The 11,596-nt window shown below is 69.0% G+C and carries 12 protein-coding genes; 2 read left to right on the top strand and 10 right to left on the bottom strand.

Annotated features, from left to right (window positions below; genetic code table 11):
* The 10 genes from ACFVRO_RS00515 to ACFVRO_RS00560 all read right to left on the bottom strand — a co-directional run bounded on the left by ACFVRO_RS00515 (position 1) and on the right by ACFVRO_RS00560 (position 10,362).
* Complete coding sequence (locus ACFVRO_RS00515; protein ID WP_386948074.1) at positions 1-1,548, bottom strand: hydantoinase/oxoprolinase N-terminal domain-containing protein; 1,548 nt, start codon at positions 1,546-1,548, stop codon at positions 1-3.
* Between the two features lie 38 nt (positions 1,549-1,586).
* Positions 1,587-2,918: a purine-cytosine permease family protein gene (locus ACFVRO_RS00520; RefSeq protein WP_386948076.1), complete on the bottom strand. Its 1,332-nt coding sequence runs from the start codon at positions 2,916-2,918 to the stop codon at positions 1,587-1,589.
* A 298-nt stretch (positions 2,919-3,216) separates the two neighbouring features.
* Positions 3,217-4,620 carry a threonine synthase gene (gene thrC / locus ACFVRO_RS00525; protein WP_386948078.1) on the bottom strand — a complete coding sequence of 468 codons (1,404 nt, stop codon included), beginning with the start codon at positions 4,618-4,620 and terminating at the stop codon, positions 3,217-3,219.
* Positions 4,621-4,728: 108 nt separating this feature from the next.
* On the bottom strand, positions 4,729-5,838 hold the full coding sequence (locus ACFVRO_RS00530) for a hypothetical protein (RefSeq protein WP_386948081.1): 1,110 nt from the start codon (positions 5,836-5,838) through the stop codon (positions 4,729-4,731).
* Positions 5,813-6,412: an RNA polymerase sigma factor gene (locus tag ACFVRO_RS00535; protein ID WP_386948084.1), complete on the bottom strand. Its 600-nt coding sequence runs from the start codon at positions 6,410-6,412 to the stop codon at positions 5,813-5,815. Before ACFVRO_RS00535 ends, ACFVRO_RS00530 begins: the two co-directional genes overlap by 26 nt.
* An 82-nt stretch (positions 6,413-6,494) precedes the next feature.
* On the bottom strand, positions 6,495-6,989 hold the full coding sequence (locus ACFVRO_RS00540) for a methylated-DNA--[protein]-cysteine S-methyltransferase (RefSeq protein WP_386948086.1): 495 nt from the start codon (positions 6,987-6,989) through the stop codon (positions 6,495-6,497).
* Between the two features lie 9 nt (positions 6,990-6,998).
* Complete coding sequence (locus ACFVRO_RS00545) at positions 6,999-7,487, bottom strand: GNAT family N-acetyltransferase (RefSeq protein WP_386948088.1); 489 nt, start codon at positions 7,485-7,487, stop codon at positions 6,999-7,001.
* 79 nt (positions 7,488-7,566) lie between these two features.
* Positions 7,567-8,169 (bottom strand): response regulator, encoded by a 603-nt coding sequence (locus tag ACFVRO_RS00550; RefSeq protein ID WP_386948091.1) that lies wholly within the window; start codon positions 8,167-8,169, stop codon positions 7,567-7,569.
* A complete protein-coding gene (locus tag ACFVRO_RS00555) occupies positions 8,166-9,368 on the bottom strand; it encodes a sensor histidine kinase (RefSeq protein ID WP_386948093.1) in 1,203 nt (400 codons plus the stop codon). The genes ACFVRO_RS00550 and ACFVRO_RS00555 overlap by 4 nt, the downstream gene beginning before the upstream one ends.
* Positions 9,369-9,426: 58 nt before the next feature.
* The gene (locus ACFVRO_RS00560; RefSeq protein WP_386948096.1) at positions 9,427-10,362 is read right to left on the bottom strand and encodes an alpha/beta fold hydrolase; all 936 of its coding nucleotides are present in this window, start codon (positions 10,360-10,362) and stop codon (positions 9,427-9,429) included.
* A 171-nt stretch (positions 10,363-10,533) separates the two neighbouring features.
* Here ACFVRO_RS00560 and ACFVRO_RS00565 point away from each other — a divergent pair, with 171 nt between their 5' ends.
* The gene (locus ACFVRO_RS00565; RefSeq protein ID WP_341940174.1) at positions 10,534-10,866 is read left to right on the top strand and encodes a metalloregulator ArsR/SmtB family transcription factor; all 333 of its coding nucleotides are present in this window, start codon (positions 10,534-10,536) and stop codon (positions 10,864-10,866) included.
* Entirely contained in the window at positions 10,866-11,519 is a 654-nt protein-coding gene (locus tag ACFVRO_RS00570; RefSeq protein ID WP_386948099.1) for a cation transporter, read from the top strand. The genes ACFVRO_RS00565 and ACFVRO_RS00570 overlap by 1 nt, the downstream gene beginning before the upstream one ends.
* Positions 11,520-11,596: the final 77 nt, after the last annotated feature.

The raw sequence follows: 11,596 nt of genomic DNA on the forward strand, positions 1-11,596 counted from the left end.
TCAGGCCCCCATGTCGAGATCGCCGACCGCCTTCACGCGGATGCGTGTGGCGTTGCCGGGGAGGTACGGGATCGGCACCTCGTCGAAGTCGATGATCGCCACCGTCGAGGGCTTCGCGCCCGCGGCGATCGCCTTGTCCACGGCCTCCGCGCGCACCTCGGCGAGCGTCTCGTCCCTGCGGCCGGGTTCGATCGCGTAGACCTTGTCGATCTCGCCGCCCACCTGGGCGATCGAGGCGCCGATGGCGTTCGCGACCGCGTAGTTCTCCGGGCGATGCACCGTGCCGAACAGCGGCAGCTCATCCGGCAGGAGGATCGATCCGCCGCCCACCGCGACCACGGCGATCGGCTCCGGTGAGGTGCGCATGCGGTCGACCGCCTCGGAGACGCGCTCGGCGATGCGATCGAGCACCCGCGCGACGAAGGCGGGGTCGAGGTGGGCGACCTTCGACGGGTCGCCGACGGATGCCCGTCCGGCCGCCACGGCGATGTCGGTCGCGGTGAGCGTCGATCCCCCGAACACGAGCGCTTCCGTCGTGAGCCGATAGCCGACCGAGGCCGGACCGACCTCCGCGGTCTCCTCGTCGACGATGCTGCCGCCGCCGATGCCGAGCGACAGCACATCCGGCATCCGGAAGTTGGTGCGGATGCCGGCGACCTTGACCTCGTTGGCGGTCTCTCGCGGGAAGCCGTTGATGAGGAGTCCGATGTCGGCGGTGGTGCCGCCCACGTCGATCACGGCGCAGTCGTCGAGCCCGCTCGTGGCCGCCGCTCCGCGCATCGAGTTCGTCGGACCCGACGCGAAGGTCGCGACGGGGTAGCGACGCACGTACTCCTCGTCCATCAGCGTGCCGTCGTTCTGGCTGAGGAAGATCGGCGCCTCGATGCCCTGAGCGCGCACGGCGGAGGTGAGCCCGTCGACGATCTCCGACGCGAGCTCGCGGAGCGCGGCGTTGATGATGGTCGCGTTCTCGCGCTCGAGCAGGCCGATGCGGCCGATCTCGTGGGACAGCGAGATGGCGGCATCCGGCCCGAGCACCGACGACACGATCTCCGCCGCCTCCACTTCGAGGTCGTGGTTGACCGGGCTGAAGACCGACGAGATCGCCACAGAGCGGATGCCGTGGGCCTTCATGTCCTCCGCGTGCGCACGGATCTCGTCGGGATCGAGCGGCGAGATCGGGCGACCGTCGAACTCGTAGCCGCCGTGCGCGAGGTAGCTGCGCGCCTGCGTCGCCGCGACCAGCGCCTCCGGCCAGTCGATCAGCGGAGGCAGCGCCCGCGTCGCCGGCAGCCCGAGCCGGAGGGCGGCGACCGGCGCCAGCCTGCTCGCCTGCACGAGCGCGTTGATGAAGTGCGTGGTGCCGATCATCACGGCCTCGATGTCGGAGCCCTCGAAGGCGTGCCCTGCCCGCAGGTCCTCGATCGCCTGGACGATGCCGCTCGTGACGTCGGGGGTCGTGGAGTGCTTCACCCCCGCGAGCGTGCGGGTCCGGTCCATGAGGACTGCGTCGGTGTTGGTGCCGCCGACGTCGATGCCGATGTGCATGATTCTCGCTTCCGTGTGGTGGGTGTCGAGTGGACGGGTCAGGCCGTGGCCTCGACCGGAGAGGACTGGCGTGTCGTCGCCACGCCCACGCCGCGCACCCAGCCGAGCTTGCCCGCGATCACGTAGAGCGCCATCGACAGGAACAGGCTGATGAGCGACGGGATGCCCCAGGTGACGAAGTAGCCGACGAGCGCCGACACCAACCACACCACGATGGTCGTGGGGACGATCCGGGGAGCGGTGGCGGGGAGCGTTCCCTCGTCGCGGGTGGCATCGAGGTCGGGTCGCCAGCGCCGCACGATGTAGTACTCGGCGACCATGATGCCGGCGATGGGCGGGAAGGCGACGCTCAGCACGATGAGGAACTCGGTGAACTGCCCGAGGATGCCGACCGCGGCCAGCACCGAGCCGACGACGCCGAGGACGATCGTCGTGGTCACGCGGTGCAGGTTGCGCCCGAACGCGGTGGAGATGAAGTTCACCAGGCCCAGGGTCGAGGAGTACAGGTTCCAGTCGTTGATCTTCAGGGTGCCGGTGAGGACGATGAACAGGCCGATGAAGCCGACCGAGGAGGTCACGATCGCCACGATGTCTCCGGTGCCCGCCGCGTGGGCGAGCAGCACGCCGGCGAGGCCGATCACGAACTCGCCGAGGGAGACGCCGAGCACGGTCTGCTTCACGACGTCTGCGCGGGAGCGGTTGAAGCGGGTCATGTCTCCGGTGATGATCGCCCCGACGATCAGACCGCCGGCCACGATCCCGGTGCCCGCCCACACGCTCATGGCGGGGCCGGGCGCGGGTCCGGTGAGCAGCTCGCCGATGTCGTGACGGCTCAGTTCGGAGATGACCGACCAGCCGACGAGGATCAGGAACAGCGGCACGGTGATGTTCGCCAGCCACTGCATCCCGACGAAACCGAAGGCCACGATCGCCGTGACGACGAGTCCGAAGATGAGGCTCCACGCCCACACCGGCAGGGCACCGGGCATGAGGGCGTCGAGCGACTGCGCCGAGATCGCGGACTGGATGCCGAACCAGCCGATGAGGCTGATGCCGATGGCGAGGCCGACGAGGGAGGCGCCGATCTCACCGAAACCGGTCCACCGCGCCAGAAGAGCGGTGTTGAGTCCCTCGCGCTGGCCAATGAAGCCGACCACGCACATGATCACCTCGAGGATGAGGGAGCCGAGGAGGAAGGCGAGGACGGCCTCGCCGAAGGTCATGCTGTAGCCGAGGGTCGCTCCGAGGAGGAACTGCGAGAGGGCCGAGACCTGACCGAACCGCTGTACGGCGATTCCGAACCAGGGCTTGCGGGCCTCGGGAGTCACTCGGGAGAGCGCGAAGTCATCTGCGTGCGCCGTGCGTGCCATGAGGATCCTTCGAGAGGAGGGACGGGTTTTGTCGGCCACAGTAGCGACGCGGCAAGACCTCCCGACATGTGCATTGCGCACGAGAATGCCTCATCGATGTGCAGTGCGCACATCCCGCTCTTACTCTCCGCCTCCGACTCCGTGTCGTCGACTGCACGTGAAGTCGCCGAACGCACGGGATATCGACGCACGGATGCCGTGCACTCGACGACTGCACGTGAACTCGACGCAGGCACAGGCAAAGGCACAGGCATCATGCGAGCGCTCGCGGGGGCCTGTGGGGCTCGGCGCGGACGGATCAGCGCAGCGCGTGCTCCTCGATGAAGGCGCGCAGCGCGGCGGCGTCGTCGGCCATCTCGGTGACGTGCTGCGGGGCGTCGAGCATCGCGCGCAGATCGAACGAGTAGTCCAGCTCGACCCCGATCGCCTCATGGATCGTCTCGGCGAACTTCTCGGGCTTCGCCGTCTCCAGCACGAGCATCGGAACCCCGGACTCGACGTGCTGACGGGCGACGAAGACGCCGTCTGCGGTGTGCGGGTCGATGATGTCCTCCGCCGCCTCGTAGACGGCACGGATCGTGTCGACCCGGTCGGCGTGGGTCGAGGTGCCGCTGACGATGCCGAACTCCTCGGTGAAGCGCGCGAGGTCGGCGGTGAAATCGAAGTAGCCCTGCTGATCGAGGTCGCGCCACGCGGCCACCACGCGGGCGGGGTCGCGATCGACCAGCTCGAAGATGAAGCGCTCGAGGTTCGAGGCCTTCGAGATGTCCATCGACGGGCTCGACGTGGCGAGCGTCTGCTCGGCGTTGCGCGGACGGTAGACGCCCGTGCGGAAGAACTCGTCGAGGACGTTGTTCTCGTTGGCGGCGAGCACGAGCCGGCGGATCGGCAGCCCCATCTGCTTGGCGTAGAAGCCGGAGAGGATGTTGCCGAAGTTGCCCGAGGGCACGGTGAACGACAGCTCGGTCCAGCCACCGGCATCCGTCGCCCGCAACCAGGCCCAGAAGTAGTAGACGACCTGCGCGGTGATGCGCGCGAGGTTGATGGAGTTCACGGCGCCGAGGTGCTGGGTGCGCTTGAAGTCGAGGTCTCCCGCGAGCTCCTTGACGAGGTTCTGGCAGTCGTCGAAGACCCCGTCGATCGCGATGTTGTGCACGTTCGCGTCGTCGAGGGAGAACATCTGCGCGCGCTGGAACGTGCTCATGCGCCCCTGCGGAGAGAGCATGAAGACCGAGATGCGATCCTTGCCGCGGAGGGCGTGCTCAGCAGCGGAGCCGGTGTCGCCCGACGTGGCGCCGAGGATGTTGAGGACGGAGCCCTTGCGCTCCAGCGCGTACTCCACGACCTGGCCGAGGAACTGCATCGCCATGTCCTTGAAGGCCAGCGTCGGCCCCTCGGAGAGCCCGACGAGCGTGAGGCCGCCGTCGATCTCGCGCAGCGGGACGACGGATCCGGGGAACGGCGCGTACGCCGCCTCGGTCATGCGCGCGAGGTCCTCGCGCGGGATGTCGGTGGCGAAGAGCCCCAGCACCTCGGTCGCGAGCTGCGGGTAGGTGAGGGCCCGCCACCGCTCCAGCGTCTCCCCGTCGACGGTCGGCATGACCTCGGGCACCGCCAGACCTCCGTCTGTCGCCAGCCCTTCGAGCAGGGTCTCGCAGTACGGCAGCGGCTGCATGCCGCCTCGGGTCGAGATGTACTGCACGGTGGCTCCTCAGATCGGAATCGGCGCGGGACTCCCATTCTCGCAGGTGGCGGAGAGCGCATGACACAGAGACGGATGCCACGGCATCCGCCCCTGTGTCATGCGGCGTCAGAAGCTCGGGGCCTCGTCGACAACGCTCACCTCGATCGACCACGTCGACCAGGGAACGTCTGCGGGCAGGGCTCGTGTCGAACGGCCCGTCGGATACGAATCGCGGTATCCGATGATGCGGCCGGACGCGGTATCGATGTCGACCTGCTGCACGAGCTCTTCGCCGAGGTCGGACCCCTCGCCGAGGCGGGTACGCAGTTCCAGCGTCGTGACGGCGCCGCTCCGACCTGCCACGTCGACGCCACCCAGAAGTCCGAGCACGTGCAGCGTCGCCACCCGGAGGTCCACCGGCATGAGATCGGTGCCCAGCGCACGGGTGATGTAGCTGAAGAGGTAACTGCCGTCCTCTGACGTGGTGAGGTGCTGCCGATACCACGCGAGCAGCTGTGCCGGCTCGCGCGGCATCTCGTCGTAGAACTCGCGGAACGGATCGAAGAAGCGATCGTCGCTCGTCTCCTCGGGGTCCCAGGACTGCAGCCCCGCGGGCAGCCGCTCGATCCCATCAGGGTCGGCGTCGCGGTTCGGATAGGCGTCCGCCATCCGATCGTAGGCCGGGCCGGCCGCCTGGTCGCCGTAGACGTCGAGCACCTCGTTCGGGACCCGGTCGTCGAGGATCCAGTCCCCCGACCTGTCGCCCGGCACATACAGGTCGCGCACTCCACGAGTGCGAACGGCACCCTCGGCGTTCTCGAAGGTCGAGGTGTTGAACCCCGCCACGTACTCGTCGGACGTCGCGGCATCGGCGTCGGCATCCCAGAGCGAGACGAGCTCGTAGGTCTCCCGGATGCGCAGGTACTGACCAGGGCCGACGGCGGGATCCTCACCCGCCATCACCTTGCCTGCGGCGTCGTTCAGGACCGCGACCGCAGCGGCGGATGCCGACTCCGACACGACCGGTGCGACCGTGCCCGCGATCACGAGAGTCGTGACCACGGCGGCGGCGGATGCCGTGCCCAGCGCACCTCCCCACACCCAGCCAGGGCGCACACGGCGTCGCGGCCGCTCCGCCGTCGCGGCGAGGAGGGTCAGGCGAGAGGCCGCGATGCGGGTCGCCGCCGCGTCATCGGGCGCGTTCTCGATCTCACGCACCAGCTCCAAGACGTCCATCTTCCAGCTCCTTTCCGATCCAGGTGAGGCGTGTGAGCTGCGACCCCGGTGGGGCCAGTTTCCGACGGACGCGGTTCAGTCGCGACCACACGGTCCCGACCGGCACTCCGAGCGCGTGCGCGATCTCCTCATGGCTAAGTCCGCCCCACGCCAGCAGCAGGAGCGTCTCCCGATCCTTCGCCGAGAGCGCCGCGATGCGCGGGGCGAGGGCGGCGACCATGGCCGCCGCATCCATCCGCGCCGCCGCCGCGTCGATGCCGCCCTCGGTCGAGTGCGCTCCCCCCGTCGACGCGACGATCGCCCGCCACTGACGGGCCTCGGTCGCGCGATGACGCGCCGCCACACGTGACGCGATCCCGAGCAGCCACGGCCGCGCGGAGTCCCAGGTGTGATCGAACGAGTCCCGCCGACGGAATGCGATCAGGAAGGTCTCGCTGAGGGCATCCTCCGCCGCGTCCGCTCCGAGCCGGCGGCGGAGGAAGGACTCGACGGATGCCGCGTGCCGATCGAACACCTCGGCGAATGCCTGGGGCGCCCGCTCGGATCGGCGGAGGATGTCACTGTCGGTGCTCACACCTGATATTCCTCGATCCGGCGATTCCGCTTCACGCTTTCTTCGGATCGGCGCGAATCCCCGCCCACGACCAGCGGAGGGTTCAGAACAGCGACGTCGGCAGCGCGCCCTCGTGCTCCAGGAGCCAGCGCTTCGTCTGCAGGCCCTGCCCCGGATCTCCGCCGGAGTAGCCTCCGAGGCCGTCTCCCGCGACGACGCGATGGCAGGGCACGATCAGCGGAACCGGGTTCGCGCCCATGATCGCGCCGATCCCCCTGGCCGGGATGCTCGTGCCGCTGCGGGCGGCGAGCTCGCCGTAGGTCACGGTCTCCCCCGACCCGACGGTCTCGTAGAGGGCCATCAGCACCGCACGAGTGGCGTCGGTCTGCACACCGAGGTCGATCGGCAGATCGAAGTCGGCGCGCTCACCGGAGAAGTACGCGTCCAACTGCGCGAGGGCCTCGGCGAGGAGGGCGTCGGGGCCGGCATCCGCGCCGACCGGTGCGACCGACCGCCAGGTCACCCGGGTGATCGCCGTGCCGGAGCTCTCGACGCCGATCACGCCGACCGGGGTCTGCAGCGTTCCGAAAGAGGGCATGCTGCGACTCTACGCCGGGTCGCGGACACCGAGATCGCGTGCGAAGCAGAGGGACAGAGCGCTGTCGACGTAGTGCCCGAAGAGCGGGATCGGCGCGTAACCCTCGCGCTCGTAGAACCGCACGGCATCGGGTTGGGCGGTGCCCGTCTCGAGGACCAGCCGTCGGATGCCGAGCGCCAGCGCCTCGCGCTCCAGAGCCCGCAGAAGCGCCGCCGCCGCGCCCGTGCCCCTGGCAGACGGCGCGGCGTACATGCGCTTGATCTCCGCGATACCCTGGCCGAGGACGCCGTCGTCCAGCGGTCGCAGGCCGCCGCACACGATCGCGAGCCCCGCCGCATCCCTCGCGATGAGGAAGACGGGCACATCGTGCGCCGTCGGGACCACACCGGGTTCGTGGTCGTCGCTGCCGTAGCGCTCGTCCAGCTCCGCGCGCTGCGCGGCGCGCAGGCGCACGGCATCCGGATGCTCCCACTCGACCCTCTCGATCGACACCGTCATCGCCGCTCCTCCACCGTCGTGCCACCCAGGTTAGTGACCGCGCGTTTCAGCTGGATTTCGGCGCTTGATCGCCCCGTGCTCAGATCCAGCCGTTCTCCTCGGCCAGGATCACCGCTCGCTGCCTGGTGTCGACGGAGAGCTTGCCGAGGATCGCAGAGATGTGATTGCGCACGGTCCCCGGGGCCAACGCGAGAGCACGGGCGATCTGCTCCGTCGTCTCCCCGCGCATTCCGGCGCGGAGGACATCGAGTTCGCGATCGGTCAGGGGCGAACGCTGGTCGCTCAACGCGTCGGCGGCGGCTTCGGGGTCGACGTAGCGCGCACCCCTGGCGACCTTGCGGATCACCGCTGCGACCTCCTTCGCGTCCCTGGATTTGGGCAGGAAGCCCGCCACTCCCGATGCCAGAGCACGCCGCAGCACTCCGGGCCTGGCATGACGGGTGACCACGATGCACCGCGCATCACTCACGCGGCTCAGCCGCTCCGACACCTGTACGCCGTCGAGCCCGGGCATCTCCAGGTCGAGAAGGCACACGTCGGGTCGCAGACGCAACGCCGCGGCCAGGGCCTGTTCTCCGTCCTCGCACTCTGCGATCACCTCGATGTCGCCCTCCAGCCTCAGGAGCGCGGCGAGCGCCGAGCGGATCATCGCCTCGTCATCCGCGAGCAGCACCCGGATCATCGCTTCTCCCCCTTCAGCGCCGGCACGGTCACGAAGACCGTGAAATCGTTCTCCTCGATCACGACCTCGAGTGAGCCGTGCACCTCGCCGACCCGCTGGCGGATCCCGTCGAGGCCGGAGCCCCCGGCCCGCCCGCTGATGACGGAGACGTCGTTGGAGATCTCGTACCGCCACACCTCGCCGTCGCCGCTGAGGACGAGCCGCGCCCGACGACCGCCGCCGTGCCGGAGCACGTTGGTCGTCGTCTCACGGACGACCGGTCCGAGCACGGCGGCGGGAGCGTCGTCGGCGTCCGGGGGGATCACCGCGTCGACGTCCAGTCCTGCCGCCTCGAGCAGATCCCGCGCGTTCGCGATCTCGTCTCCGAGGGGCACCGAACGGAAGCTCAGGGCGAGATCCCTGGTGCCCTGCCGTGCATCGTCCACGCTCCCGCGTGCAGCTGCGAGCTGCTCCATGCCCGCCTCCGCATCGTGCGGCATGAGCCGCTCAGCGAGCTCGAGCTGAAGGGCGATGACCTGGAGGTGATGTCCCTGCAGATCATGCACGTCGTTCGCGACCCGCAGGCGCTCCTGCGCTGCTGCGAGCCTCGCCTCCGATGCCCTGGCCCTGTCGAGGGCGATCAGGACGTCCCACCACCAGAGCGAGCTGACGGTCATCACGGGAAGCATGACGGAGTACACGAGGGGAATCAGCAGGGTGAAGTCGCGCCCTGGGCCGACGTCCACCGCCGCGAGGATGCCGAGGGCGACGGTCGCCCCGATGACCAGTGCGGCCCGAACGCCCCGACGCCAGCTCAGCAGCATGAGCGACTGCACGATCGGAACGACCACCAGCGTCCAGGATCCGACGACGAGCCCTGCGGCGACCCCGTATCCCAGAGCGAGCGCGACGGGCAAGAAGAGACGGGTCCGCTGCGCATGCCGATCGACATCGAGCCGCTGCCGATAGTCGACGAGAAGAGGCACGAGGGACGCGCACCAGACGAGCCCGCCGACCACGACGAGGGCGACCGGCGCTCGCGAGTCGAAGGCCGAGATCACGATCGCCCATACTCCGACCAGCACGAGATCGAAGGTGAAGACCGCTGTCGCCGTGTACCACCAGGTGGCGGATACTCCTCGAGACAGCGGCCGCGTGCGCCGCGGTGGCGCGGCACCGCGGCGACGCCGTTCCGTCGCGGACTCGTCGATGCCGGTCATCCTCACCACGATAGGGCTGCCGTCGCCACCACGGGTCGTTCCGGCGATTCGGATGCCGTCACTGCGGGATCGTGACGAGGAACGCCGCGGTCCTCTGCGCGATCTCCGGCGCCAGGACATGATGCAGATAGTGCGGCGCGTCGAGGACGACGACCTCGCCTCGATCGACGCCGGCTGCCTGCTTCTCGTGGATCTCCACCCATTCCGCGGAGTCCTGAGAGCTCACGAACTCCAGTACGGGAAGCGCGACGGGGAAGGCGGCACCGCTCACCGCGGCGAAGTTCGTCACGGAATGGGCGACCTCGTCGATCATCGTGGCCGCTCCCGTGTTCTTCGTGGTCAGCAGCGCCATCTGACGCTTCGTCTCCGCGTCGTAGGGGAGCCCCTCGTACGGATCTCCGGCGAGGCCGGCGAGCACGCGCGTGATGCCGAGGTTCTTCAGCACGACCATGGCGTCCGTCGGGATCGGCTCGTCCGCACCGGGCTGGTCGGGCACGCTGTTGTCGATCCCGATGAACGCGGTGAGCTCCTCGGGGTACTCCTGGCTGTAGGTGAGCGCGTAGATCCCGCCGATCGAGTGAGCCATCAGCGCGTATCGCGTTATCCCGAGGTGAGCGAGGGCGCCGTGGATCTCGGTCACGATGTTGTCCGCGGTGCGGGGAGTGTCTGCGGGATCGCTGAGGCCCGTGCCGAACGGCTCCACGACGACGACGCGGTGATCCGCGCTCAGCTCGTCGGCGAGCGGCAGGAAGTCGAGTCCCGGCGCGGCCGTGCCCAGCCCGGGGAGCAGGACGATCGTCTCCTCTCCGGTTCCGGTGACGACGACGTTCATGGTCTTGCCGCCGACCGGGACGCCCTTCCCGTAGGGACGGATCTGCGCCGCCTCGGCGTTCGTCGCGATGGCGTTCGCCGTCGCTGTCGTCGCAAGGGCGAGCACGGGCACCGCGACGATGACGCCGGCGGTGAGGAGAAGGGACTTCGCGAGCTTCCGCATGGGTTCCGTTCGGGTCAGGGCTCGACGTGGTCGCCGCGCCTGGATGTCCCTCCAGCCCATCAGCGTCGCTCGTCTCTCAGAAGTGCCGCCGTGTCACCGGACAGGGTGACATCTGTCACGATTCTTTGGTTCACTACTTTCTGAATTCAGGCCTTCATGTACATTGAGGACGTGACGACCACCGCCTCCCTCACCCACACCGCAGCCGTGTCCCGCCTGGGGCATGCCCTGTCCGACCCCACCAGGGCCGGCATCCTGCTCGCCCTCCGGGAGGCGCCGGCGTATCCGTCCGACCTCGCCGAGACGCTCGACGTCACACGGCAGGTGATGTCCAACCATCTCGCCTGCCTCCGCGGCTGCGGCCTGGTCGAGAGCGTCCCCGACGGACGCCGCAGCCGCTACCGCCTCGCCGACGAGCATCTCGCCCCGGCCCTCGGCGACCTGATGCGGGTGGCGCTCATCGTCGAACCCGACTGCTGCGACGGCGAAGGGTGCACCTGCTGATGCCGTCGACGATCGCACCGGAGCGGCGCGCGACTCTGGAGAGGCGCATCCGGATCATCGTCGCCGTGACCATCGGCTACAACCTGATCGAGGCCGTCATCGCGATCGCGGCCGGGGCGGCCGTCTCATCGACGGCCCTGATCGGCTTCGGTCTGGACTCGACGATCGAGGTGCTGTCCGCCGCGGCGGTCGCCTGGCAGTTCACGCGTCGCGACCCCGAGCGCTGGGAGAAGCCCACTCTGCGGGTCATCGCGATCGCGTTCTTCGCCCTGGCGGCCTACGTCACGGTGTCATCGGCTCTGACGCTCCTCGGCGGCACCCGCCCGGAGCACAGCACGGTCGGGATCATCCTCACCGCCGTGAGCGTCGTGGTGATGCCGTTCCTCTCTCTCGCCGAGCGGAGGGCCGGTCGGGAGATCGGTTCGGCCACCGCCGTCGCGGACTCGATGCAGACCCTGATCTGCACGTACCTCTCGGCGGCCGTGCTCCTCGGACTCGTTCTGAACAGCCTGTTCGGATGGTGGTGGGCGGATGCCGTCGCCGGTCTCGTGATCGCGGTCTTCGCCGTGCGCGAAGGGCTGGAGGCGTGGAAGGGAGACGCCTGCGCGACGTCGGTGGGCATGCTCCTCGAGGAGGATCACGCGGAGCACTGAACCGCGCACCCGGAGAAACTTTGCCGAACTCGCGTCATCATCCGCCCCTCGCACCGTCTTGCTCATATGACGAAGAA

The sequence above is a fragment of the Microbacterium sp. NPDC057944 genome (genome assembly GCF_042887445.1).
Lineage (GTDB): Bacteria > Actinomycetota > Actinomycetes > Actinomycetales > Microbacteriaceae > Microbacterium > Microbacterium natoriense.

Bases quoted from the DNA above. Each gene is read 5' to 3' on its own strand.
- ACFVRO_RS00530 (WP_386948081.1), bottom strand. From the start codon at position 5,838: ATGGACGTCTTGGAGCTGGTGCGTGAGATCGAGAACGCGCCCGATGAC.
- ACFVRO_RS00515 (WP_386948074.1), bottom strand. From the start codon at position 1,548: ATGCACATCGGCATCGACGTCGGCGGCACCAACACCGACGCAGTCCTC.
- ACFVRO_RS00560 (WP_386948096.1), bottom strand. From the start codon at position 10,362: ATGCGGAAGCTCGCGAAGTCCCTTCTCCTCACCGCCGGCGTCATCGTC.
- ACFVRO_RS00550 (WP_386948091.1), bottom strand. From the start codon at position 8,169: ATGATCCGGGTGCTGCTCGCGGATGACGAGGCGATGATCCGCTCGGCG.
- ACFVRO_RS00555 (WP_386948093.1), bottom strand. From the start codon at position 9,368: ATGACCGGCATCGACGAGTCCGCGACGGAACGGCGTCGCCGCGGTGCC.
- ACFVRO_RS00520 (WP_386948076.1), bottom strand. From the start codon at position 2,918: ATGGCACGCACGGCGCACGCAGATGACTTCGCGCTCTCCCGAGTGACT.
- ACFVRO_RS00545 (WP_386948088.1), bottom strand. From the start codon at position 7,487: ATGACGGTGTCGATCGAGAGGGTCGAGTGGGAGCATCCGGATGCCGTG.
- ACFVRO_RS00570 (WP_386948099.1), top strand. From the start codon at position 10,866: ATGCCGTCGACGATCGCACCGGAGCGGCGCGCGACTCTGGAGAGGCGC.
- ACFVRO_RS00540 (WP_386948086.1), bottom strand. From the start codon at position 6,989: ATGCCCTCTTTCGGAACGCTGCAGACCCCGGTCGGCGTGATCGGCGTC.